Origin of the sequence: Rhodococcus globerulus (genome assembly GCF_019334125.1) — a bacterium.
GTDB classification, from domain to species: Bacteria; Actinomycetota; Actinomycetes; order Mycobacteriales; family Mycobacteriaceae; genus Rhodococcus_F; species Rhodococcus_F globerula.
The window spans coordinates 6,642,683-6,667,256 of the sequence record NZ_CP079698.1 but is presented as its reverse complement, the minus strand read 5'-3'; the positions used below and the strand labels follow the sequence as shown (position 1 = coordinate 6,667,256).

Below are 24,574 nucleotides of genomic sequence, written 5' to 3'. Positions count from 1 at the left end.
GCGGTGGACCGTCGGGCACGGCGTGCCCGACACAGTCGGCAGGTCTTCGGACTCGCGGGCTCTCGATCGTGGTGATCGAACCTACTGGCCGTCGCTTCCCAGGCAAGATGCCCAGTGCATGTAGACGGCGGTCGTTCCTGCTTACCGCTGCGGGACAGTCCCGGATTTTCACCGGGTTCCCTCTCACTCCGTCAGCCTGGGCTGACGGAGCTTCGACGCCAGGAACGGTCTTCGGGGCTCCTCATGACCGCGCCGGGCGAACCAGCTGCGTTGCCCAGCATAGGGCCACGAGCGTCGGAGCAGGAAAAGGAGTGCCTGTATGCCTTCGGTCGACGGGCTAGGCGCGCCACGAGTACGAGTTGGAGTCGGGAGGGACGCGGGGAAGATTTTCCGATGATCGGAGATTTTCTGCCATTTCGACAAGCAGGGCCTGTGATGCCGGAGAAAGGTCGACGACCCGGGACGTGAGATTGCGTAGGCGATCATTGTGAAGCTGTGCGAGCAGAATATGGTCGGAATCGCCGCTTGCAAGAAATGGCACTTCTTGGTCGGGGTTGAAAAAATAGTCCGGAGTCACTTCGAAGAATCGGGCGAGGGCGGAGACAACTTCGGGTGAGGGATTGGTTCGGACACCCGTGCGGAGTTGCGACAAGTAGGGAGTCGAGATGCGACAACCGTCTTCGGTCATGCTGCGCACAACCATGGCGTTGGTGACGTGATTGGGGGCGGACTCGAACAGCGCATTCAATCGTTGGCTGAATCTCGCCATGAGCCTTCCCCCTGTGTTGTCCGCTCAACCATCTGATAACTGGTAGGTAACCAAAGGTGGGTCGGTACTCCGCTACTTGGTTCCGCAACGTGTTGCTGTGGAACCAGGTAACAGGATACGTGAAGATTTGCGTCAGAACTGCAGGCGGGAGAGGGATTGGCATTAATTGCGACGGAATTGCCGGATACGGGACTCTATGTGGGGACCCTGCTCTTCTTATAACCAACCGTTGGATTCGGCGATTCGGGCAGATTCTCCGCGCGTTGCACCACCGGTCTTCCCCATCGCGGACGACAGGTGATTGCGAACGGTGCCGGCTGACAGGAATAGCTCGGCGGCGATAGCTGCAACGGGTGCGCCGGCCTTCGCGGCGCGCAGTACTTCGGTTTCGCGGTCGGTCAGCGGAGATTCGCCGCTGACAAGGCTGTCTGCCGCCAACGTGGGATCTACGACGCGCAACCCCGCATGAACGCGTCGCACCGCGTCGGCGAGTTGCCGCGCCGGGGTGTCCTTGACGACAAAACCGGTGGCCCCGGCGTGCATTGCCTTGCGAAGAAATCCTGGCCGCCCGAAGGTTGTCACGATCAGCACGCGTGTCTGTGGGAGCGCTTCCAGCAACGCCGACGTGGCAGCGATCCCGTCCATCCCCGGCATCTCCACGTCCAGTAGCGCAACGTCGGGGCGGTGTTCCATAGCTGCCGCAACAACCTCGTCGCCTCGACCAACTTCCGCGACCACGGTCAGATCGGTTTCGAGATCGAGGAGCGCCGCCAGGGCGCCGCGAACCAATGCCTGGTCGTCGGCGAGTAGTAGCCGAATGCTCACGTGTTCTCCTGTTCATGGACCTGCAGTGAAAAGCCCTGGTGCGCGGCGCTGTTGATGGTCAGGCGGGCTCCCGCCGCTGCGGCGCGTTCACGCAGTCCGGTCAACCCGTTGCCGATCGTCGTATTCTCACCGGAGATCCCGTCGTCGACAATTTCGACGCTCTTCTCGTCGATGGTGATGGTGCATTGTGTTGCGGCGCTGTGACGTACGACGTTGGTGACACCTTCCCGAACTGTCCAGGCAAACAACTCCCGCAAGTGTCGCGGGACCATTTCGGTACTGTTCGGGGAATGATCTTCGATGCCGGCGGCACGGAGAGCCTCCCGGGCACGGGCGATCTCGACGGGAAGTGAGATGGTTCGAAAGCCGTCCACGGCCGAGCGCACATCAGCCAAAGCGTCTCGGGAAAGCCGTTCGAGATCGTCGAGTTCACTGCGAGCTCGCTCGACGTCGACGTCCAACAATCGGTTGGCCAGTTCGGCTTTGACGGTGATGACGGTGAGCGAATGTCCGAGGATGTCATGGAGATCGCGCGCCATTCGAGCGCGTTCTTCCATGACGGCACGCAGTTCCTGTTCTTCTCGTTCGTGGACCATCGCAATATTGCGTCTGATGAGGGACATGACGCCCCACGTGGCAAACGCGGCGGCGCACACTCCGAGTGACAGGCCCGAATAGTTTCCCCATCCGGCGCTGACACTGACGATTTCCACCGAAGCGGCAATGGCCAAGGTGAGAATGCCGCCGGCCACGGTCGGAAGCATTGTGACGGCCGTGACCGCGAGGTAGGGCGCAGTTGCGAGACCGGTCGGCCCGACACTGACGATGATCACAGCAGCGAGTGCAGTCAGACCGGCCAACGTGAGTACCGCGCGGCGAACTGTCGGTTCCCCGCTGAGGGTGAGACGGCGCTGCTGTACCCGGGCAAAGGTGTAGAGGTAGAGAGCGCCGAAGGTAAGCGTCGCAAGAATCCCTGCCCAGCCGCGTAATTCGTCGCGAAGGTTCCATCCCTCGATGAGGGGACCACCGAGAAAAATCATCCACACGGCGGCAAACAGAATGCCGAAACGATTCCGTCGCGGCATCGCGGCGGAATCGATTGGGCGAGTGGTCTCCGACAACTACACACGCTCCGTATCTTGTTGGAACCGCCAGATCGCTCCGGCAGCGAAGACGGCGAACCACACCAGAATATTGACGATCCACGTCCAGTGGACGCTATTGCCGGTCAGCGGCGCGTGCGCCAGCGCGTTGATGCCGAACATCGGAGTGAATTGAGCGATGGTCGCCCACACCGAACCATCCTGGAGCGGAACAAACAGACCGCCGCCGAATGCCAGCAGTGCGAGCCCGGGACCGAGCAGTTGCATGACGTTCTCACTCGGCAGCAGGTATCCCATGAACAGGCCGAAGGCCGCGAAGATCGACGATCCGAGCCAAGCGATCAATGCCGTTGTGAACCACAATGATCCGTCCATCTGAGCAGAGGTGAACGAGCCGACAACATAGACAACGAGGATCGACGCGAGACCGAGCAGCATGGCCATGATCAATTTGACGGCGATGTAGGCGACCGGAGTCAACGGTGTCAGCCGAAGTTGCCTGCTCCACCCGGATGCTCGCTCGATCGACACCATCGCGCCGCCGCTGGTGGTTGCGAGCATCGCGCCGTACAACGCCATGCTGATCATGATGTACGCCGCGACGTTGCCGTGCCCGATGTCATGAGCGTCGTCGCTTTGCCCCAACCCGAAGACCAGGTAGAAGACCACCGGCATGACAAGTGTGAAGAGCATCGTGCGCCGATTACGGGTCAGGCGACGCAGTTCCAAACGCAGCAAGGTCGTGTTGAACCCGCCCAGTGGTACGACGGTTCGTTCTGTTGCAGTGGTCATCACTTCTGTCCTTCGGAGTTGTTCGACGTGAGTGCGATGAAGGCGTCTTCGAGTCCGCGCGAGACGATTTCGAGATCGCGGGCCGCTGTGTTGTTCAGGAGGAACCGTGCGACGGCATCGGTGTTGCCTGAGTGCACCGTCAGTGCCTCGCCGCGCAGTTCGACGGCATCCGAGTGCGGGATCGCGCGTAGAAGTTCGTCGGTCAGGCCAGGAACCCGCGCGTGCAGGGTTCGTCCGGACGCCATGGCTTTGACCTCGGCGGTGGTTCCGTCGGCCACGATAGTTCCTTGCCGGACCAGAATGATGCGGTCGGCGTAGACGTCGGCTTCTTCGAGGTAGTGCGTCGCAAACAGAACGGTGCGTCCTTGATCCGCGTCGGCTCGGATGGCCGACCAGAAGTCCCGGCGCCCTTCGACATCCATGCCGGTGGTCGGTTCGTCGAGGATGAGAAGTCTCGGGTCCGACAGGAGGGCCATCGCAAATCTCAGGCGCTGCTGTTGCCCGCCGGAGCACTTGCTGACGAGTCGGCCGGCGATGTCGAGGATTCCGGCGCGGCGCAGGACTTCGTCGACGGGGCGAGGGTGTGCGTACAGACTCGCCGTCAGTTGCACCGTCTCGGCAACTGTCAGTTCTTTGAGTAGTCCGCCGCTCTGCATGACCGCGGAGACCAGTCCGCGGGCTATCGCTGCGCGCGGCGCCATCCCGAAGACGCTCACGTCACCGGATGTCGGCTTCGACAGGCCGAGAATCAAGTCGATGGTGGTGGTTTTTCCGGCGCCGTTCGGGCCGAGAAACGCCACTATTTCACCGGGGCGAATACTCAGGTCGATGCCGTTGACTGCGCCCACATCGCCGAAGCGCTTGTGAAGTCCGGTCAATCGAATGGCGTCGTGTGCTCGTCCGTCAACGGGTGGATGCAGTGCCTGTGCTGAGGTCATACCTCGAATCTGCCGGTTTTCGGCAGGGGAGCCCTCGTCGATCCGTCATTCTTCGGCCATGACATTTGTCATTGGTTTGGCAGTCGCGGGTTTCGGTGGCTGCTGGCCGAGGCGGGCGAGTACCAGGCCGACGATAATCGCTGCGCCGCCGATGCCTTGGATGACGGTGATGGATTCGCCGACAAGTATCCAGGCTGCGATCACTGCGCACAGGACCTCGGTGAGGGCTACGAGCGACCCGATTGTGGGTCCCAACAACGTGATCGCGGCGATGCCGGTGAGATAGGCGATGACGGTACTGACGACGACCAGAATCACTATCGGCAGCCACACTCCCACAGAATGGCCTGCCACGACGGTGTTCGACGACGAGAATGCAAGGGGGAGTGCGCCGATCACTCCGAGTAGTCCGATGAGCACTGCGCTGACAGTCAGCCCGGACGCTGCGAGCACAACAGGGTGCAGATCGCCGTCGGCCCGTTCGGAAATTACGAAATACACTGCGAGACAGGCAGCTGCTGCCAGTCCCCAAGCGACGCCGACGGCACTGATCTCTGCCGAGCCGAAGACATCGATGACCACGGCCGCGCCTACCAGGGCGATCGCTGCTCCCAGAAGTGTCTGCACGCTCGGCCGTGCGCCCTTGGTGATCCACACCCATCCGATGACGATGATGGGGGCCAGGTACTCGAGAAGAAGCGCAACGCCGACCGAAAGATGTTGCACCGCATTGAAGAAACACAACTGCACTCCGGATATTGCGAACACTCCGTACAGTAATACCGTTCGCGTGTGGGCCGTCACTTGCCGCATACGACGCCACTGGGTTCCCAGTGCAATCACCATCATCACGAGTGCGCCGCCGGCAACGCGCGCGAACACCGCGCCTCCCGGCGACCAACCGGATTCGATGAGAGATTTGGCGAAGGGGCCGGAGACGCCGAAGGTCGCAGCGGACAGTAGAGCGAAGATCAAGCCGTTGCGAGAGTTCACGTCGTCACCCGTCAGGAGTAAAAGCGATTACGATGATGACACTAGGTTGACAATGCTCAGGAGTCAAAGTGAATTTTGCTGATGACACGGAATCGGCGCTCGTCTTCGCTGCGTCGTTGGTGAACACTGCTCGAGGAGGCGGCGAACTTCTGCCTGATCAGGAAGAACTGACTCGATTTCTCGATACGGACAAGTGGACCGGGCGACGCGACGGCACGCAGAGCGAACTCGATGCGGTGCGGACGCTACGTCCACGTCTGCGACAGTTCTGGGAAGTGACCGAAGTAGACGACGCCGTCGCGGTGGTGAACACGCTGCTGGCCGAATCGGGAGCGCAGCCGAGACTCGCCCGGCACGACGATCTCGGGTGGCATCTGCACGTCACGGCGGACGATGCGCCCCTCGTCGATCGGATGGCCGCCGAAGCGGCGATGGGTGTGCTCGATCTGATCCGCACTGGGGAGTTCTCGCGTCTGCAGTGGTGTACCGCTCCTGATTGTGACGCAGTATTCGTGGATCTGTCGCGCAATCGCTCGAAGCGATACTGCGACACCGGAAACTGTGGGAACAGGGCTAATGTCGCGGCATATCGTGCGCGAAAATCCGTTGGCTGACAGGTATATCCGGACAACCGTGCTAATCGAATCTGAAGGGATCGACGATGCATACAGCGGGAATTATCGGAGGCGGTATCGGAGGCTTGGCAACGGCGCTGGCGCTTGCGAATGCGGGCTGGTCGGTCACGGTGTTCGAGCAAACGCCGGTTCTTGCCGAGGTTGGCGCCGGAATCACGTTGTGGCCGAACGCACTTGCCGCACTCGATCACCTTGGAGTGGGCGATGAGATCCGGAGCAGAGCCGCCCCAGGTTGGGTGGGCGGAATACGCAATCGCCAGGGTCGGTGGTTGATGCGGACGAGTGAGGAGAGATTCCGTGCGCTGCACGGCAGTTTTGTCGCCATGCACCGCGGCGATCTGGTCGATGTTCTCCGCACAGCGCTTCCGGAACCGGTGACCTTACGGCTCGGCGGTGCAGTCACAGGGATCGATGTGGGTGGAGCGATTCGTTGTGGTGATCGCCTCGAAGAGTTCGATCTGATCGTCGGCGCCGACGGAATCGACAGCCTGACGCGGCGAACGATGTTCCCTGAGTATCCGGTGCCGCAGTCGCTGGGGGTTCGCGCGTGGAGGTGGATCGTTGATGACTTCGGCAGTGTTGACGTGGGTGGGATCCTCGGCGCAGGAGGAGAATTCGGCATCGTTCCGCTGGGGAACGGGCGGTTGTACGTCTTTGCTGCAGCACGGCTGTCCAAGGGCGCCCCGGACCCGTCGTTGGATGATTTTCTTCACTGGCCGTCACCTGTCCCCGAGCTCATCTCTGCAGTTGTGCCGGAGCGGATTCTTCGCCACGACATCAGAGATCTTCCAGCGCTACCGTCCTTTGTTCGAGAAAGCGTTGTGCTCGTGGGTGATGCCGCACATGCGATGGGGCCGCATCTCGGTCAAGGTGCATGCCAGGCTCTCGAGGATGCTGTCGCGCTCAGCGCTCATGCTCATGACTTGGCGACCTACGACTATCTGCGCACCAAGAGAACGCATCGCCTTCAAAAGCGTTCGCGTCAATCCGCCCGAACAATCCTCACTCGCGGCGTCGGCGCTACGCTCGCTCGCGACCTGGTACTGCGAGCTCTTCCCACCGAGGTGTTTCTTCGAGGTCTGGGATCGAACTTCAGCACTCGACACATGATGTAAAACACCATTGTCGGACCCCAGCTGTGCCCTTTGCTCATGCCGCAGCTGATGAACTGCCCGGATCCTGCGTGGTCGCAGACGGGGCTTTGTGCGGTGACGGATCGTCCCCGTAGGTGTACTCCGTGTTGGTTTGGCCGTTCGCCTTCTGGATGGTCAGTGGCTTGGCGAATTCTCGTGTCCGGACCGGCAATTAACCACCAAAGCGTTGTTGAGTGCCCGGCGCAACGGCGTGGTTGAGGATGAGAAGTGCATGTGCGGGCTTTTTGTCGACGAGTAACCAGCGATGCCGAAGGTCGGCGTCATGCCGTATGAAGTCGCCCGCCTCGAGCTGCCACGAACCTTCGCCTTCGACCTCCACTTCAAGGCTTCCGCTGATCAGGTAGACCGCCGCGAGCCCGCTCGACTGGAACCATTCAGAGATGTGAACCTCGGGTTCGAGTCTGTACTCGGTAACTTCCAAACTCGTGTTGCGGTCGAACAACAACGCGTGGCCGATGGCCGCATCGGGCCTGCTCGACACCGGCACGGGGCTACCGCTTCCGGCGCGGACGATCGCTACTCGGCTCGGTGAGCCCAAGGGGCTGGGCATGAGCTCTCCGGGGGCGACGTTAAGGACTGTGGCAAGACGGTAGATCGTGACCATCGAGGGCATGCTCAACCCGCGCTCCACATGGCTCAGGAACGGTTGGCTGATGCCGGCGCTAGAGGCCAGTGCCCTCATCGAGAGCCCTGCGGCCTCTCGCCGAGTCCGCACCGCGGCACCGATTGCCACAGCCAACTCGGTCTCATCGTCGGTGGTCTGCGTCATTAACAACTCCGTAACACCCAGTATAGCTGCAGGAAATACTCATGGCCCATTTTGATAGTTGTCAGCTATCGCTTCGTCACTTCCACTTCAGTATGGAGTCTAAAGATGTCCGTTCACTCCACCGATCAACCCGTTAGTAGTGAGTCTCCATCGGAAGCCGGATCTTCGCGATTCACGATCGAGCAACGAGGCATCGACCATGTGCCGGCGAGTGAACGCCATGGCTCGGTGCGATCGGTGGCGCTGATGTGGAGCGGCGCGATGATGAACGTCACCGGCATCGTCTTCGGCGCCCTCCTCGTATTACTCGGTCTGAACCTCTGGCAAGCAGTCGCAGCGATTCTGATCGGTAACGCGACATGGATCATCACCGGTTTGTGTTCGCTGCCCGGGCCGGCTGCCGGCACCACCACGTTCGCCGCGAGCCGCGCTCCCTTCGGGCGCAACGGAAATCGACCGATTGCATTCTGCAACTGGATAATGCAGATCGGTTACGAGTCACTCGATCTGGTGTTGATGTTTCTGGCTACGTCGGTTCTCCTCGGTCAGGCCGGGATCGATTTGGGCACTCCGCTCGAGGTCGTCGTCATCTTGGGCTTGGCGGTTACGCAGAGCATTCTGCCTATCTTCGGCCTGTCGGTGATCATGAAGGCGATTCGAATCCTGTTGATCCCGTTCACTGTGCTGTTCGCGGTGCTGGTTGTGCTCGTGTTCGACTCCGTGGATGTCCAGACGGGCACGGCCTCCGGTGGCACCGCCTTGTTCTTCGCCGGTGTCGCGGTGGCGGCGTCAGGAAGCGGTCTGGGATGGACACCGAACGCCGCCGACTATGCCCGATATCTGCCCGAGTCAACCAGTCGCGTTCGCCTGGTGGTGGGCACCGCGATCGGAGGCGCTCTGCCGCAAACCCTGCTGATGCTGCTGGGTGCGGCCGTCGCCACTGCAGTCCCAGACGCCGTCGATCCCATCAGCGGACTACCGTCGGCTCTGCCGTCGTGGTTCCTGACTCCCTATCTTCTTGTGGTCCTGCTACAGCTCACCGCGCTCAATGCGATCAACCTCTATTCCTCGGGAATGACACTGCAGGCGATGGGTATTCGAATCAGTCGTTGGCAAGCCGTCGTCGTCGATGCCGTTGTCTGCGCGATCGTCGCGATCGTCGTGACGTTCTCCGGCGACTTCAACACATTGCTTGGGAACTTCCTGCTCTTCATGATCGTCTGGTTCGCACCGTGGGCGGCGATCATGGTCGTCGACTATTTCCTGCGCTCGGGCCGGTACGACATAGCGTCACTATCCGATGACGGCGGCCGGTATCGCCGGGTTCTCGGCTTCAATCCGGCCGGCGTCACTGCCCAGGTCGCCGGCATGATCGCGGCATTGCTCTGCATCAACACCACGGTCTTCACCGGCCCCATCTCCAAGGCATTCGACGGCACCGACCTCAGTGTGCCAGCCGGCCTGGTGGTCGGGGCGCTGACCTACTGGGCGCTGGCACGCACATCAACCCGTAACGAGAGCACAGTCACCGAAAGGCTCAGCGCATGAACACCATTCCCCTCGTCGATCTCGAACAGTGGCGCACCGGATCCTCCTTGCAGCGTGCGAAGCTGAGCGAACGTGTCGACCAGGCCCTGCAAGGGTCCGGATTCCTGTTGATCTCGGGCCATGGAATCGATCCTGAACTCCGCGCGCAGATTCGGGCCGCCGGATCGGCGTTCTTCACCAGCGGCCCGGCGACCAAACATCGATACCGGACCCACGTCGGTGGGCGGGGGTGGATCCCCTCGGGTGCCGAAGCCAACGCTTTCGTCGAAGAGACTCCGGGTCCAGCCGACCTCAAGGAGACCTACACGAACGGCTGGGACGACTACTCCACCGGTGACCCCGTGGTCGATAACGAATGGTTCGCGCCCAATGTCTGGCCGACCGAAGTGCCGGAGTTCGAGCGGCTGTGTGCGACGTACACCGAGCAGATGCGTTCCCTGGCAGCAGAATTGCTGACCGTCTTCGCTTCGGCACTGAATCTCGATCCCGACTGGTTCACCTCTCGGACCGACCGCGCACCACATTCGTTCAACCTCAATCGATACCCGGCGATGGCCGAGACCGGGATTGCAATCGACGGCCAATACCGGATCGCGCCGCATACCGATTTCGGGGTCATCACCATACTCGACCGTCAAGCAGGCTACGGCGGGCTCCAGGTCGATACCGGTGACGGCAGCTGGGTGAATGCACCGTTCGTCGATGATGCCTTCACCATCAACATCGGTGATCTGATGGCTCGTTGGACGGGCGATCGGTGGCGCTCGACCAGGCACCGGGTATTGCCTCCGTCCGCGCACGACCCCAACGAGGAGTTGATCTCGTTGATCTTCTTCTTCGAAGCCAATCACGATGCGGTGATCGAGTCTTTCGGTCCGCCGATCGGACGAGCGCACGCCTACCAGCCCGTCACGACTGCGGACTACCTTCGCGCCCGGTATTCCGCGATCACCATCTGACGAACGCCCAGACTACCCAACACGCGAGGACGACATCCATCATGGCATTTGCCCGCAACGCCGGAACCGACTTCCAGGTCCCGATCATCGATATCTCGACGTTCACAGGCGGGGCCGATATCGATCGGCAATCAATCGCCCGCCAGGTCGATCTGGCTGCATCCACCGTCGGATTCATGCAGGTGGTCGGGCATGGCATCCAACCGAAAGTGCTCGATCGGTTCACCGCGGCCACCGACGAATTCTTCGCGTTGCCGGAGTCCACCAAACGCAAATACTCCACACCGCCGCACATCAACCGCGGGTACACCCCACCGAGAGCCGAGGCGTTGGCAAACTCTCTCGGGATCATCACCGCCGCAGATCTTTTCGAGGCGTTCAACATCGGCGTCGACCCTGCCGACCACGCCTCTCCGGACCTCGATCCCGTCGACTACGCGCCCACCATCTTCCCCAGCGAGACAACCGACTTCGAATCTGCCGTTACCGCTTGGTTCGGCGAGGCCCGACGCGTGGCGCACACCATGGCCGACATCTTCGCCCTGGCTCTGCATCTACCGATCGACTACTTTCGGCAGTTCACCACGCACTCTCTGGATGTACTGCGTATCAACAACTATCAACTGCCCCACCCCGACGTCACCTTGGAATCCGAGCAGATGGGCATGGGAGCGCACACCGACTACGGTATCGTGACGGTCTTGTGGGCAGATCAGGTGCCAGGACTGGAAATACTTGACAGTCAGCGGGTTTGGCACCCCGTACAGCCCGCCGACGGGGCACTGTTGGTCAACCTGGGCGATGCGCTGGCCCGCTGGACCAACGATCGCTGGATCTCCACCATGCACCGGGTAGCGCCGCCACGCGTCGACGGCCGGCTCGTGCCGCGACGCTCGGCGGCCTTCTTCCACGACGGCAACCCCGAGACGGTCATCGCGTGCCTGCCGGGTTGCACCGGTCCCGGCAATCCACCGCGATATGAGCCGGTGACGGTCAAAGAGCACATAACCGCCAAGCTCCGCGGGTCCCGGGGGCGGGAACCGAATCCCCATGCGATCCGGGAGGCCGCTCGCCTCACTGGCAGTACATCATGAGTAGCACATTCACCGTTGCCACCCTTCCGAAGATCGAATTGCACTGTCACCTCGAAGCCGCCCTGCCGATCAGCCTCGTTTACCTTCTTGCGCAGCGGAACTCACTGAACCACTTGCTTGCGCCGGCGCTGGGTGCCTACCAGAGCGTCGCCGACATCGACGACTACCTGAAGGGCTACGACGCCACCGCCCATCTCCTGCGCACAGCAGGCGACTTTGCCGAAGCCGTCGACACGTACTTGCATTCGGTGGCTCAGCAGGCCGTCCGATACGTCGAAATCTTCTGGAGCCCCATGGTCCATCTCGACGACGCGGTGCCCTACCGCACCCAACTCGCCGGCATCATCGACGGCATCGAACACTCCACCTCCGGCGTCAACTGTCGCCTGATCCCGGCCATCGACCGCTCCCGCTCACCCGCCGAAGCCGCCCAAGTGGTCGATTACATCATTGAGTGCAACAACGACCTCGTGGTCGGAGTCGGCCTGGACTACGATGAAACCCTGGGCCCCGCAGATACTTTCATCGAGCCATTCGCTCGCATACGACGCGCAGGACTACGCGCCACAAGTCATGCCGGCGAAACCGCCGGGTCCGACAGCATCCTGGACAGCATCGACCTGCTTGGCTGCAGCCGCATCGACCACGGATACGCAATACTGAGCAACGACGACGACCTACAGCGATGCCTCGATGCCGGTGTCACTTTCACCGTCAGCACTCGCGCGGCCGAACTCTTGAAGACCTGGGGTCTCGAGGTCGCGGGCGCTCCAGCAGACATGTGGCGCCGTGGACTCCGCATCTCACCGGCCACCGACGCGCCCGCACACTTCGGAACAACACTCACCTCCGAGCACTCCATGCTCGAGGCCGCCGGATTGACGGTCGCCGACCTTCACGACATCCAGTTGGCATCGGTCGCCGGTACCTTCCTTGACGAGACCGACCGCCGTACCCTGACTGCCGAACTCAGGACCTGATCCGAGTACGTCGACACGGGACCGTCTGTAACTGGACCGATGCGCACAGCACTAACCGGCGCCGACGCTACGGTCGTGTCGGACCCCGGTTGTACCCTTCGCGCATGCCCACCGCTGATGAACTGCTCGGAGCCTCCGTAGTCGCCGATCTTGCCCTGTGCCTTGAACAAGCGTCGGGACGCACGCGATTGGCCGCTGTTCGCGAGAGCTCATCCGGCTTTGACGGCCTCAGTCTCGGTGAGCGCACTCGTGTGGTGCGAGACGCGATGATGTCCGACCTAGCCGAGGAGTTTCCGCGCTTTGCCGAGGTAATCCGGCTGGCGTTGCGCGACGAGGCCTTTGCGGGCTGGATGATCTGGCCGGTCACGGAAGCTGTTGCAGTGATCGCCACGCGCAGTGGCCGAAATACAGATTTCGACGACGGTATGGCGCTACTCGCCGAACTGACCTCGCGTCTGACGAGCGAATTTGCGATCCGGACCTTTCTCGACGCGAATCCCGCGCGAGCGCTGGAGATCGCTCTCGGATGGACCGATCACCAGGACGAGCATGTTCGACGCCTCGCCAGTGAGGGCACCCGGATGCGTCTGCCCTGGGGTAGGCGGGTGAAGGCGTTGACGGAGCACCCGGAGTCCACGGTCTCGATTCTCGACGCGCTGTACCGCGACGACTCGGAATACGTGCGGAGATCTGTCGCCAATCATCTCAACGACCTCAGTCGCGCGGACGCTGCAATGGCGGTATCGATCGCCAAGCGTTGGCTCGGTGATCCCGACGCGGCTACGCCCAAAGTGGTTCGCCATGCACTGCGCAGCCTGGTGAAAGCCGGCGACGTCGATGCGTTGGCTCTGCTGGGCTTTGCGGCACCCACGGATATCGTGATCTCGGACTTTGTGATCGATCGCGACGCTGTCGATCTGGGCGGAGACATCGCATTCGGTTTTGCGGTGAGTAACAACGGCGGTGAGTCCGTGACTGTGGCAATCGACTACATCGTCCATCACGTCAAGGCCAACGGACTCACCAGTCCGAAGGTGTTCAAGCTGACCACGCGCTCTCTCGAGCCCGGTGCCAGCGCGAAGGTAGCCAAGCGGCATTCCTTCAAGCCGATCAGCACGCGGCGGTATTACGCCGGTACTCATTCCGTCGAGTTACAGATCAACGGAGTTACACAGGGTCTGAGATCTTTTCAGCTCCAAGTCGCTGCGGACGATAACTGACCGAGGGATAGCCGTCGTCGGGGTCGATCGTGACTTTTGCCCGGACTCGGTAGACCTGTTCGACCAGTTCCTCGGTCAGCACTTCGGTCGGTGTACCCGACGCAACCACCCGTCCGCGTTCGAGCACCACAAGACGGTCGCAGAACATCGCCGCCACGTTGAGGTCGTGCAGCGCAATGTAACTGGTCACCGGAAGCGTCGACACCAGTGACAGGATGTCGAGTTGGTGTGAGATGTCGAGGTGGTTGGTCGGCTCGTCGAGCAGCAGCACGTCCGGTTGCTGAGCCAGTGCGCGGGCGATCTGCGCGCGTTGGCGTTCCCCGCCGGACAGCGTGTGCCACAAGCGTCGTCGCATCGACGTCATGCCGGTATCGGCGAGTGCCTGGTCTATTGCGTCGTCGTCGGCTTCCTCGCCGGAACCGAACAGTGTGCGGTGTGGAATGCGGCCGAGCCTCACGACGTCGAGCACGCTGATGTCGACCTCGGTGTGGGCGTGCTGATCGACCACCGCGATCTTCCGGGCAACGGTGCGTCGGCGAACGTTGCTGATGCTGGTGCCGCCCAGCGTGACATCGCCCGAGTCAGGAGACGTGACTCCAGCCAGGATGCTGATGAGTGATGACTTCCCGGACCCGTTGGGGCCGAGGATCCCGATGGTGTCACCCGGTTGCGCAGCGACGCTCACCCGATCGAGGATCAGGTTCTTTCCGCGATGCCACACGATGTCGTGTGCCGCGAGGCTCATGCGCTTCTCCTCATTCGGAACAGGATGACAGCAAATGCGGGGACGCCGATCAAAGCCGTCACAACACCGACCGGAATCTCCTGGGGCGCAAACGCAGTACGCGCGATGGCATCCACCCACACCATGAAAATCGCACCGATCAGCGCCGTGGCAGGGAGTAAACGGCTGTGTCTCGAACCGACCAGAAACCGGGCCGCATGCGGAAGCACCAGTCCCACAAAACCTATCGCCCCCGCAGCGCTGACCAGTGCGGCCGTGATCAGCGCTGTGATGGTGAGAAGGAGTAGCCGAACGCGCTGCACCGGGATTCCGAGCGTCGCGGCGGCGTTGTTGCCGAAAGTGAAGGCGTCCAACGCCGGTGCCTGGACGAGACACACAAGGATTCCGACGGCTACCACTGCGCCACACAGAACTACGTCCGTCCAGCCGGCACCGGCCAACGAACCGAGAAGCCAGAACAAGACGCCTCGAGTCTGCTCGGCGTCGGCGGAGGAAATGACGATGAACGACGTGAGTGCCGAGAACAATTGTGTGCCTGCAACACCTGCCAAGACCACGCGGGACGTGCCACCGCCTGCGCCCGCAGCAAGCAGCATCACCAGGCCGAACGAGACGACGGCCCCGGCAAATGCACCGGCGGACAGCGAGATAACGCCGCCGCCGATGCCGAGCACCGCGATCATCACCGCACCGGTCGAAGCCCCGGACGAAATTCCGAGAACAAAAGGATCGGCCAGTGGATTACGGAGCAGCGACTGCATGATGACGCCGCACAATGCGAGCCCAGCACCGCACACTGCAGCCAAGAGTGTTCGGGGAAGCCGCAATTCCCAGACTATGCCGTCCTTGATGCGGCTGACGCCGGACGATCCGACACCCCAATGCTCGAGCACCACGGCGTAGACGTCGCGAACCGACAGATTGGCCGGGCCGATCGTGATCGCCAGCGCGATCGAGAATCCGAGAACCACCAAACCGATCAGGAACAGCACTCCCAGAGTTGACCGGGATTCGAGACGCGCAGTGCGCGTGCTCAATTGGCCAAGCCCCAGTCACGCAGCGCGGTAGCGGTCTTCTCGACACCATCGATCGTGCGGATCGAGGGGTTGAGATCGGCGCCGTTCACAACGATGTACTTCTTGTCCTGCACAGCTTGCAGACGCGAGGTGACAGGGTTGGATTCGAGGAAAGCGATCTTGCTGGCCAGAGCGTCACCGTCGATACTGCGCCGACTCAGGTCCGCGAGCACCAAGGCCGTTGGGTTGCGATCGAGGATGGTTTCCCAACTGACCTGGGGCCATTCGTCCGTCGTATCGGCGAAGATGTTCTCCGCGCCAACAGATTCCGTGATAATTCCGGACGAGCCACAGCAACCAGCCATGTACGGAGTCATGGTGTCGGCAAACCAGAATGCGAGTGAGACCCCGGACGCATCGACGGAATCGGACGCTTTCGCGAATCGATCCTGTAGTTCGGCGACAAACTGTTCGCCTCGATCACGCACGTCGAAAATTGCTGCCAAGTCCCGGATTTCCTGGTAGACAGTCTCGATCTTCAACGGTTCGGTGCGAGCGCCGTCCGCATTCGACGCCGAGGACACCTTGCCGTCGCAGCCGTTGTCGGTGGGCGAGAGGTACGTCGGCACGCCGAGCGCGGCGAACTGATCTCGGCTCGCGACGCCGCCGTCGGCAATCGTGGAGGCAAACGAGGCCGACACGAAATCGGGCTCCGTGTCGAGGACAACCTCGAACGACGGTTTGTTGTCGGCAAGGCGCGGGACTCGATTGTTGTCAACTGCGAGGTTCTCGCGAACGGGATCGGTCCACGTCGCGGTGCCAACCATGCGGTCTGCAAGACCGAGGGACAGCAGGATCTCCGTTGAGCCTTGGTTGAGGGAGACCGCACGTGTCGGTGGTGCGTCGATAGTGACCTGTTGACCACAATTGTCGATGGTCAGGGGGTAGTTGGACGAGCTGGCGTCACTCGCGGTGACGGAGTCGTCGGAGGCGCCGCAGCCGGCCAGACCAAACTCGAGAGCCGAGGTGGCAACAACTGCTGAGGTGAAGCGCATAAAACGCATGAAGAGGGAACTCCTTGCTCAGGGCTCGATCGCGGAGCCGAGAATTCGCCGTGCTCGATCAGCGAGTATCCGGACTTCGATCCCTCGAGAAGGTTCGTCACCGTTGCGCGTCAGCCCTGGACTTGCACCAGGTTCCCTCGCCGATCGTGGCCGCACGAACGGCCACGTCAACCATAACGAGGTGCTGGTTTCTCCTCGCAAACACAGGGGTGGAATTGACCTCGTCAGCACTCGAGGTATCGTGGCCGACATGCAGCGCGTCTATTTCTGGTTTAGCAGGCCGGCCCCGGGTGGGCCTGCCGGCGTAACCACGCGCTGACAACCTCCACCCAAGAGCCGGATTACAGACCGGCTCGCTGGAGTTCACTTCATCTCTGGGGTCGGCCTGAGAACAGGAAACCGAAACCCCATGACTGTCACCATCGACACCACAGCCACATCGGACAGCCTCGACGATCAGCGCACTGTCAGTATCAGTCCGCTGGTTTCGCCGGCGACCGTCCGAGCTCAGCACGCACCCGACGAGGTCGCGGCCGCAACCGTGCGGACCGGCCGTGCCGACACGATCAACATCCTCAACGGTGACGACGACCGTTTGATCGTTGTTGTCGGACCGTGCTCGGTACACGATCCGGAAGCTGCGATGGACTACGCCCGCCGGTTGTCTGCCAAGGCCGAAGAACTGCGGGACGACCTGCACATCGTCATGCGGGTCTACTTCGAAAAGCCGCGCACCACGCTGGGTTGGAAGGGCCTGCTCAACGATCCCCACCTCGACGGCACCTACGACGTGAACACCGGACTTGGTATCGGCCGCAAGTTGCTGCTCGACGTGTCGAGCCTCGGTCTGCCCGTCGGCTGTGAATTCCTCGACCCGATCATGCCGCAGTACATCGCGGACCTGGTCAGCTACGGCGCGATCGGCGCTCGGACCGCTGCGAGCCAGGTTCACCGTCAGCTGTGCAGTGCACTGTCCATGCCGGTCGGCATCAAGAACTCCACCGAAGGTGACGTGCAGGTAGCCGTCGACGGTACCCGCGCTGCGGCAGCGAGCCACGTGTTCCCCGGCACCGACCTCGACGGTCAGGCCGCCTTGATCCGTACGGCTGGTAACCCCGACTGCCACGTCATCCTGCGCGGTGGCAGCGATGGACCGAACTACGACGCCGAGACGGTCGCGGATACCCTTGCCCGCCTGCGCAAGTCGAACCTGCCCGAGCGTGTGGTCATCGACGCGAGCCACGGCAACAGCAGCAAGGACCACGAGCGTCAGGTCATCGTCCTCGACGACATCGCAGCTCGTCTCGCCGGCGGTGAGCAGGGAATCGCGGGTGTCATGTTGGAGAGCTTCATCGAGGCCGGTCGTCAGGACCTGACCTTGGGCAAGGCGGACGAACTCACCTACGGTCAGTCCATCACCGACGCATGCATCGACTGGTCCACAACGGCAGCGCAGTTGGACCGTCTGGCGCAGGCCGTTGCCAGCCGTAGGGGCTGACGCCCCCGTGCGCCTTTCTGGTAGCGCCGACTACCAAAAAGGCGCACAGGGCCGCTAGGCCAGTACTTCTCGCGTGGCCGTGACCAGGCGTTCGAGCCAGGCGTCGGTGCCGACGGCCTGACGTAGCGGTTCGTTGGGCAATTCGATGCTGACCGGCAGTCCGGCAGGCAGGGTCGACCAGATGTCGGCCAGGGCGATGCCGCCGGTGCCGGGCACCAGACGCTCTTCGCGGGCGTGAAGGATCAGTTCTGCGTCATCCGTAGGAGCGGGGGTCGAACCGTCGCACATCTGGGCGTAGTGCAGCCACTCGCGCGGGATGGACGCAAGATCTTCCAGCGTTGTCGCCGAGCGGTCGGTGTGGAGTGCGTCGACCAGGACACTACGAGCCGGACCGTCTGCCGCCGAGACGATCTCGATGGCAGCACGCGCATCGGGCACCGCAGTCCACGGCATGAATTCGAGCGAGGCGACGATGCCGTAGTTCGCGCACAGTTCCGCGAGGCGGGCATAAGAGTCCGTGAGCCGAGCGCGGTCGCGGTCGTCGCCGCCCACCAGAACGGCCTTGGCTCCGAGCTGTGCCCCCGCTTCGAGAAGCGGAACGTAGTCGGCGGGGTCGAAGTCGGCTGCAAGACGGATGATTTCGAGGTCGAATACCTCAACGGGTGAATCATCCAGTCGACGCACCAGTTCGTCCAACGACTGCTTGTCCTCGTGCAGAGGGTAGGCCGTCGTACCTGGTGCCGCAGGCATCAGGCGGATGCCGATGGTGTCGAAGCCGTGTTTTTCCGCCAAGTCGACGTGCTGCATCGGTGCGGTATCGAGCACTGTGAGGGCTGCCAGTCCGAGTGAGAGTGTCATGCGTGCGCTCCAACTGTCTTGGCTCCGGCCAGTTCCCGACCTGCCAGGTAACCGAACGTCATAGCCGGGCCGAGGTTGATGCCGCCGGACGGGTAGTGCCCGCCCATCACGCTGGCCTGATCGACGCCGACGGCGAGCAATCCCTCGATGGGGCGGTCGTTGTCATCGAGAACCTGCGACGACGAGTCGGTGACAAGCCCGGCGAAGGTACCGAAACTGCCCGGCACCACCTTTACCGCGTAGTACGGACCCTTCTGTAAGGGCGCGAGCGACGGGTTCGGCCAGGGGTTGTCGGTATCGCCGGATCCCCGGTTGAACGGCGTTGTGCCGCGACCGAACTCGGGGTCTTCACCGGCCACGGCCCCGACATTGAATGCCTCGATTGTCTTTTCCAACTGCGTCGGATCAACGCCGATCTTCTCCGCCAGTTCGCGAACAGTGCGACCCCGTGTGAGGTATCCCGAGCGCAGGTACGGCTGGATCGGGATCGGCAGGGGCTTGGCCATGCCCAGCGGGAGGTAGCGCACGTACTGCTGGTCGGCAATCAACCACGAGCACACTTCTTCGCTCTCGGGAACCTGCTCGACCATCGCGAGGGTGTAGTCGTGGTAGCCGAGTGCTTCGTTGACAAAACGCTTGCCGTTCGCGAGAACTCCGATGACACCGGGCTTTCCGCGGTCGAGGATGTGCGGGAACACACCTTCCTTGCCGTTGCGGTAACGAACGATGGAGACGGGGCAGTACGCGACGGGGGAGGCAAGAGTGCGGTCGAGGCGACCACCCACGGATTCGCCGAGGGTGATGCCGTCGCCGGTGGTTGTCTTCGGAGTGAGTGACCAGTGCTCGTTTCCGGTGGGAGTACGGGGGAACAGTTCACGTCGGCGGTCGATGTCCTGGGCGAAGCCGCCGGTGGCCAGTACGACGCCGCGCGTGGCAGTCACCGAGTACGCACCATCCGGGCCTTCGAGGCGGACACCGACAACGCGACCGTCATCGTCAGTCTGCAGCGATGTTGCCGACGTTTTCACCCGAATCTCGACGCCGAGATCGAGCGCTGAGCGAAGCATCATGCCGACAAGCGCAGTGCCGTTGACGAGTTGCTGGCCACGACGCTTGGTGGCGAGATCGAACATGTGCTTTGTCACGCGAACACCACAGTGCACAAATGCTTTCGGCGATCGAGTCGAATGCAGGAATGCCTGCAGGTCGGGGCCGGCCATGATGCCCATGCCGAGGAATGACGTCTCGTACAACTGTCGACGTAGCAGCGCCGCGACGTCGGGTCCGAGCTTTCGCAAGCTCACCGGTTTCGGTCCGACGGAACGATGACCCGTGCCGGCTCCCGGTGTGTCGCCGTGAATGTCGGCGATCCTGGCTCCGGCAACGAACTTCAGTGCAGTCTTGCGTTCGAAGAACTCGACCATCTCCGGTGCGCCGTCGAGGAGTGCATCCACCTTGGCGGCGTCGAAGTTGTCGCCGAGTCGGTTCTCCAGATATGCCCGCGGCGCCGAACGATCCTCGACAACCCCATCGGCGATGGCAAACATGTTGCGCGGGGTCCACATCCACCCGCCTGACCAGGCCGTTGCGCCGCCGCAGGTGTCGGCCTTCTCGACAACGAGTACCGACGCGCCGCCATGTGCTGCGGCAATTGCTGTGGAAAGCCCGCCTGCGCCAGAGCCCACGACAACTACGTCGTAGGTGAGGGGGGTACTGCTACTCATTTCTGCTCCTTGGCAGTTGTTGCGAGAGTCGGTGTCGATGTCAGCTCGACAACCTTGCCCGTTCGTGACGATTCGTAGATTGCGGCGATGATGGCAAGTGATGCGCGGGCGTCCCGGCCGGTGACGGCGGGTTCGCGCCCGGTCAGGACGGCGTCGGCGAAGTCCTGAACCTGCAAGGTGTGGAAATCGGTGAGTGCCGCATTGACCGCTCCCACATCGAGATTGGCGTCTATGTCGGCGGAATACGGCGACTGGAACTCGACTTCGCCCGGTACGGTCCAGATTTCGTTGACACCCTCGTGCCCTTCAGGGAACTCGAGGACGCTGGCGATGGCACCGGTGCGCCCGATCACCGAGACGCGGTTGCCCAGGTTGTGATTGGCGCCGGTAGTCGCGGTGACGGTGGCGGTGCCGCCCGAAGCAAAGGAAATTACAGCTGACGCACTGTCCTCGGTCTCGATGTGCTCACCGTGGGTGTGGGTGCGGATGAAGCCGCTGACCGAGACGGCCTCGCCCATGAACCAGGCCAGCATGTCGATCTGGTGCACCGCCTGCGTCATGAGCACGCCACCGCCGTCGGTGTCCCAGCGTCCGCGCCACGCGTCGGCCGAGTAGTAGCTCGATGGGCGGTGCAGGATGACCGACGCCTCGCCGAGCGTGGGCAGTCCGATACGGCCATCGTCGATGGCGTCCCGGATCCGACGTGCGGCCGGCCAGAATCGGCGTTGGAAGAGCACCCCGAACGTGATACCGGCGCGGTCGGCGGCCTCGATCATGCGGTCGGCGGCAGCAACATCGACCGCGATGGGCTTCTCGCACAACACATGTACACCCGCTTCGGCAGCGGCCACGACTACCTCTTCATGTACCGGGTGCGGCGTGCAAACGGTGCAGGCGTCGAGTCCGAGGGCGAGAAGTTGCTCCACTGAACTCACCGCTGTGGGAATGCCGTGCGCTGCCGCGAACTCCTGGGCGCGTCCGAGATCGGGATCGCAGCAGCCGATTACCTCGACGCCGGGGACTTGCTGCAGGGCTCGGGCATGGTTGCCGGCGATCTTGCCGCAGCCGACGATTCCGACTTTCAACGTCATCAGAAATGTTCCTCTGCTTCGACGTCCCGCGCCGCAGACTCGCCGCGGTCGAGACTGTTCAGTGCTTCGATGTCCTCGCCGGAGAGGGTCACGTCGAGTGCTGCCAGGTTCTCGGCCTGACGCGTCGGGTTCGCTGATCGCGCGACCGGAACCACACCCTGCGCGACGTGCCAAGCGAGGACCACTTGAGCTGGTGTGCAACCGATTCGACCGGCGATCTCCCCGACCACGGCGTTGTCGAGCACATCGCCGCGGCCGAGCGGGCTCCACGACTGCGTGAAGATTCCGAGTTCGTCGTTGGCGCGGCGCACCGGAATTCGCGCGAGCGACGGGTCCATCTGAATCTGGTTGACTGCCGGTGCCTCGCCGGTTTCGGCGACGACGCGGCGCAGGTGGTGCTCCAGGAAGTTCGACACACCCACGTACCGAACCAGTCCGGCGTCGCGGCAGGCCAGCATCGCCTCGAACGACGCAACGTAACGATCGATTCGCGGGAGCGGCCAGTGGATCAGGAACAGATCGAGTTGATCCAGTCCCAGTCGTTCCAGGCTCTGCTCGAGCGCTCCGCGGATGTCACCGGAAACCTGGTCGTTTCCACGAAGTTTGGTGGTGACAAACAGTTCTTCTCGCGGTAGAGCAGACTCCGCCAACGCTACGCCGACGGCGTCCTCGTTGCCGTAGATCGCGGCGGTGTCGATGAGGCGGTACCCGGCCTCGATTCCGGAGAGTACCGACTTCGTGGCGTCGGCACCGACCAGTGGCCAGGTTCCGAGTCCGATGGGTGGCAACGCAGTTGCCACCGGTGCGGCTGTGTGTGCGCTCATGCGTGAACCTCCTGACGGGCCGCAGCGGCGGCGGTGATGGCGACGGCAACGTCGGCTGCGGTCACGAGTGCGGCATGGATGGATCCGCCGTCACCGCTCGCGTCGCCGACGGTATGGACCCCGAGTCGTGGTGCCAGTGAACGTAGTTCGGCCAGAAGCTCCGAGCGCGGCTCGACGCCCTGTGAGATCAGCAGCTCGCCGGGGGCGTCGACTTCGCTCAGTACACCGCCTGTCGAGATCGTGACCCGATCGGTGTCGACTTTGGTGACGATCGAGCTCAGGTAGGTCGTGAGGTTCTCACTTGCGGCCAGGCGCGGCAGCAGTACGATCTTGCCGCGCCGGCCGACGTCGTGTGCGATGGTTTCCTGCGGGCCGATCATGACGACCTGGGTGCCCTTCTGGAGCAGATCGTCTGCGACGGCAGCAGCCTCGCGGTCGGCGCCGAAAATGGTGATTGCCTCGGGGGCCGGATCTCCGGAAACCAGGAACTCGCGAACGTCACGGACGGTTCGGGTCTGCGCGCCGGGGAGGTCAGTCACGGGACCGTGCCCACCGGCAGCAAGGACGATCGCGTCGAAGTCACTGTTTGCGAGCAATGCTGCGTCAGCTCTGGTCGAGGTGTGGCACTGCACCCCGAGTTCGACCAGTTCCGCGAGGTACCAGTCCACGATCCGCCCGTATTCGGGATACTCGTGCAGCTTCGATGCCAGAGCGAAGTCGCCACCGAGGCTGGGTCGTTCGTCGTACAGGTCGACGCGGTGACCGGCAAGTGCCAGGTCGCGGGCAGCGGCCATTCCGGACGGACCGGCACCGATGACGGCGACCCGCACGGTGGCATCAGCCGGCTTTGTAGGCTGATCCAGTTCACGGCCGACCCACGGGTTGACGGAGCAGGGAATGGGACCGGCAGCCAGGCTGTCGATGCAGTAGTTGCAGGCGATGCACGGGCGGTAGCGGCCACCGTCGATAGCGCGATTCGGGAAGTCCGGATCGGCGTGCAACGTACGGGCCATGCTGACGAAGTTGGCCTGCCCGGATTCGATGATCTGCGCGGCGATCTCCGGCGACGTGATGCGTCCGGCCACGCCCACCGGGATGTCGAAGTCGCGCTGGTACTGCTCGGAGTACGGCGCGAGGAGTCCACGGGACCATTCACCGGGCTGGATGATCCACTGTCCCGCTTCGTAGTTGCCGGCCGAGACGTCGAGGAAATCGAGTCGGTCGGTGTCGATGGCGTCGATGCGAGAGCGGGTCATCTCGGCGTCGAGTCCGCCGTCAATGCCTTCGAAGGCTGAGAATCGAAGTCCCAGAGTGATTCCCGGAGCATGCTCGTGGACGGAGGCGATGACCTTGTTGACGAACAAGGTGGGGTCGGCCCACTCGTCGTCGCGGTGATTGTAAGCAGGGGAGAGGAACTGGTGGATCAGATACCCGTGGCCACCGTGCAGGGAGATGACGTCGACGCCCGCATGTTGGCAGCGCGCTGCGGCTTCACCGAAACATTCGATGATGTGCTCGATGTCGTCGGCGTCGAGTTGTTCTGGCATCTCGCCGCCGACAACCAAACACGGAATCGGTGTCGGGGCAACAGGAACAAACCCGCTGACAGAACCTTGCGCCGTACGTCCACCGTGGTTGAGTTCGACTCCGACGAGGGCGCCGTGAGCGTGGATCGCGTCGGCCATCTTCTTGATACCGGGAATGCGCTCGTCGACGTCGACGCCCATCTGCCGGATGCGGCCTTTGCCGTCGGCGCGCACGTAGCTCGCCTCGGTGAAGATCAGTGCCGCACCACCTTCGGCGCGGCGAGCGAGATATGCGATGTACTCGTCCGTCATGGTGCCGTCGACTTCGCAGTAATTGCGTTCCATCGGAGCAGATACGAATCGGTTCCGAAGGCGGACGCTGCCCATGTCGAGGGGTTCGGCGAACGGTTGGGTTGCGTTCATCAGTGCTCCTGGAGCAGTTTGCGAGA

General features: G+C 62.6%; 23 protein-coding genes and 2 riboswitches. Of the genes, 8 read left to right on the top strand and 15 right to left on the bottom strand.

The annotated features are described in order from the left end of the window. Positions 1–20: 20 nt before the first annotated feature. A riboswitch (cobalamin riboswitch) is annotated at positions 21–229 on the bottom strand. Positions 230–337: 108 nt separating this feature from the next. From KYT97_RS30490 to KYT97_RS30465, 6 genes are all read right to left on the bottom strand, one after another. Beyond that, complete coding sequence (locus KYT97_RS30490) at positions 338–769, bottom strand: helix-turn-helix domain-containing protein (protein WP_045068905.1); 432 nt, start codon at positions 767–769, stop codon at positions 338–340. A 216-nt stretch (positions 770–985) separates the two neighbouring features. Further along, positions 986–1,594 (bottom strand): response regulator transcription factor, encoded by a 609-nt coding sequence (locus KYT97_RS30485; protein WP_033234027.1) that lies wholly within the window; start codon positions 1,592–1,594, stop codon positions 986–988. Next, complete coding sequence (locus KYT97_RS30480; protein WP_052683588.1) at positions 1,591–2,715, bottom strand: sensor histidine kinase; 1,125 nt, start codon at positions 2,713–2,715, stop codon at positions 1,591–1,593. Before KYT97_RS30480 ends, KYT97_RS30485 begins: the two co-directional genes overlap by 4 nt. Beyond that, positions 2,716–3,489, bottom strand: a complete 774-nt coding sequence (locus KYT97_RS30475; RefSeq protein ID WP_092806503.1) for an ABC transporter permease — start codon at positions 3,487–3,489, stop codon at positions 2,716–2,718. Beyond that, positions 3,489–4,427, bottom strand: coding sequence for an ABC transporter ATP-binding protein (locus KYT97_RS30470; protein WP_045068910.1), 939 nt, complete (start codon positions 4,425–4,427; stop codon positions 3,489–3,491). Before KYT97_RS30470 ends, KYT97_RS30475 begins: the two co-directional genes overlap by 1 nt. A gap of 45 nt (positions 4,428–4,472) precedes the next feature. Then, positions 4,473–5,420 carry an EamA family transporter gene (locus tag KYT97_RS30465; protein WP_033234031.1) on the bottom strand — a complete coding sequence of 316 codons (948 nt, stop codon included), beginning with the start codon at positions 5,418–5,420 and terminating at the stop codon, positions 4,473–4,475. Between the two features lie 68 nt (positions 5,421–5,488). On the opposite strand from KYT97_RS30465, the gene KYT97_RS30460 reads away from it, so the two are divergent. Next, entirely contained in the window at positions 5,489–6,034 is a 546-nt protein-coding gene (locus KYT97_RS30460) for a CGNR zinc finger domain-containing protein (RefSeq protein ID WP_045068912.1), read from the top strand. 47 nt (positions 6,035–6,081) lie between these two features. Next, on the top strand, positions 6,082–7,170 hold the full coding sequence (locus tag KYT97_RS30455; RefSeq protein ID WP_219111517.1) for an FAD-dependent oxidoreductase: 1,089 nt from the start codon (positions 6,082–6,084) through the stop codon (positions 7,168–7,170). Positions 7,171–7,360: 190 nt separating this feature from the next. Here KYT97_RS30455 and KYT97_RS30450 read toward each other — a convergent pair whose 3' ends face one another. Continuing rightward, positions 7,361–7,978, bottom strand: coding sequence for a helix-turn-helix domain-containing protein (locus KYT97_RS30450; protein ID WP_033234034.1), 618 nt, complete (start codon positions 7,976–7,978; stop codon positions 7,361–7,363). A gap of 105 nt (positions 7,979–8,083) precedes the next feature. Between KYT97_RS30450 and KYT97_RS30445 the strand changes: the two genes are divergently transcribed. The 5 genes from KYT97_RS30445 to KYT97_RS30425 all read left to right on the top strand — a co-directional run bounded on the left by KYT97_RS30445 (position 8,084) and on the right by KYT97_RS30425 (position 13,779). Continuing rightward, complete coding sequence (locus KYT97_RS30445; protein ID WP_219111516.1) at positions 8,084–9,526, top strand: purine-cytosine permease family protein; 1,443 nt, start codon at positions 8,084–8,086, stop codon at positions 9,524–9,526. After that, a complete protein-coding gene (locus tag KYT97_RS30440) occupies positions 9,523–10,485 on the top strand; it encodes an isopenicillin N synthase family dioxygenase (RefSeq protein WP_033234036.1) in 963 nt (320 codons plus the stop codon). Before KYT97_RS30445 ends, KYT97_RS30440 begins: the two co-directional genes overlap by 4 nt. 41 nt (positions 10,486–10,526) lie before the next feature. Beyond that, positions 10,527–11,579 carry an isopenicillin N synthase family dioxygenase gene (locus KYT97_RS30435; protein WP_033234037.1) on the top strand — a complete coding sequence of 351 codons (1,053 nt, stop codon included), beginning with the start codon at positions 10,527–10,529 and terminating at the stop codon, positions 11,577–11,579. Beyond that, the gene (locus KYT97_RS30430; protein WP_045068918.1) at positions 11,576–12,559 is read left to right on the top strand and encodes an adenosine deaminase family protein; all 984 of its coding nucleotides are present in this window, start codon (positions 11,576–11,578) and stop codon (positions 12,557–12,559) included. The genes KYT97_RS30435 and KYT97_RS30430 overlap by 4 nt, the downstream gene beginning before the upstream one ends. Positions 12,560–12,663: 104 nt before the next feature. After that, a complete protein-coding gene (locus tag KYT97_RS30425) occupies positions 12,664–13,779 on the top strand; it encodes a DNA alkylation repair protein (RefSeq protein ID WP_045068920.1) in 1,116 nt (371 codons plus the stop codon). On the opposite strand, the gene KYT97_RS30420 is transcribed toward KYT97_RS30425, so the two are convergent. From KYT97_RS30420 to KYT97_RS30410, 3 genes are read right to left on the bottom strand one after another with little or no spacing between them, the layout of a single operon-like run. Continuing rightward, entirely contained in the window at positions 13,727–14,524 is a 798-nt protein-coding gene (locus KYT97_RS30420) for an ABC transporter ATP-binding protein (RefSeq protein WP_033234040.1), read from the bottom strand. The genes KYT97_RS30425 and KYT97_RS30420 overlap by 53 nt on opposite strands. Continuing rightward, entirely contained in the window at positions 14,521–15,561 is a 1,041-nt protein-coding gene (locus tag KYT97_RS30415; protein ID WP_219111515.1) for a FecCD family ABC transporter permease, read from the bottom strand. The genes KYT97_RS30420 and KYT97_RS30415 overlap by 4 nt, the downstream gene beginning before the upstream one ends. Further along, positions 15,558–16,604 (bottom strand): ABC transporter substrate-binding protein, encoded by a 1,047-nt coding sequence (locus KYT97_RS30410; protein ID WP_219111514.1) that lies wholly within the window; start codon positions 16,602–16,604, stop codon positions 15,558–15,560. The genes KYT97_RS30415 and KYT97_RS30410 overlap by 4 nt, the downstream gene beginning before the upstream one ends. A 42-nt stretch (positions 16,605–16,646) precedes the next feature. Further along, a riboswitch (cobalamin riboswitch) is annotated at positions 16,647–16,779 on the bottom strand. Positions 16,780–17,013: 234 nt separating this feature from the next. Here KYT97_RS30410 and KYT97_RS30405 point away from each other — a divergent pair. Continuing rightward, positions 17,014–18,102, top strand: coding sequence for a 3-deoxy-7-phosphoheptulonate synthase (locus KYT97_RS30405; protein ID WP_219111513.1), 1,089 nt, complete (start codon positions 17,014–17,016; stop codon positions 18,100–18,102). 54 nt (positions 18,103–18,156) lie between these two features. Here the strand turns inward: KYT97_RS30405 and KYT97_RS30400 are convergent, their stop codons facing one another. From KYT97_RS30400 to KYT97_RS30380, 5 genes are read right to left on the bottom strand one after another with little or no spacing between them, the layout of a single operon-like run. Then, positions 18,157–18,960, bottom strand: coding sequence for a sugar phosphate isomerase/epimerase family protein (locus KYT97_RS30400; protein WP_219111512.1), 804 nt, complete (start codon positions 18,958–18,960; stop codon positions 18,157–18,159). Beyond that, a complete protein-coding gene (locus tag KYT97_RS30395; protein WP_141486431.1) occupies positions 18,957–20,684 on the bottom strand; it encodes an FAD-dependent oxidoreductase in 1,728 nt (575 codons plus the stop codon). The genes KYT97_RS30400 and KYT97_RS30395 overlap by 4 nt, the downstream gene beginning before the upstream one ends. Further along, positions 20,681–21,775: a Gfo/Idh/MocA family protein gene (locus KYT97_RS30390; RefSeq protein ID WP_141486430.1), complete on the bottom strand. Its 1,095-nt coding sequence runs from the start codon at positions 21,773–21,775 to the stop codon at positions 20,681–20,683. Before KYT97_RS30390 ends, KYT97_RS30395 begins: the two co-directional genes overlap by 4 nt. Continuing rightward, complete coding sequence (locus KYT97_RS30385) at positions 21,775–22,599, bottom strand: aldo/keto reductase (RefSeq protein WP_033234047.1); 825 nt, start codon at positions 22,597–22,599, stop codon at positions 21,775–21,777. The genes KYT97_RS30390 and KYT97_RS30385 overlap by 1 nt, the downstream gene beginning before the upstream one ends. Then, positions 22,596–24,548: an oxidoreductase gene (locus tag KYT97_RS30380; protein WP_219111511.1), complete on the bottom strand. Its 1,953-nt coding sequence runs from the start codon at positions 24,546–24,548 to the stop codon at positions 22,596–22,598. The genes KYT97_RS30385 and KYT97_RS30380 overlap by 4 nt, the downstream gene beginning before the upstream one ends. Positions 24,549–24,574: the final 26 nt, after the last annotated feature.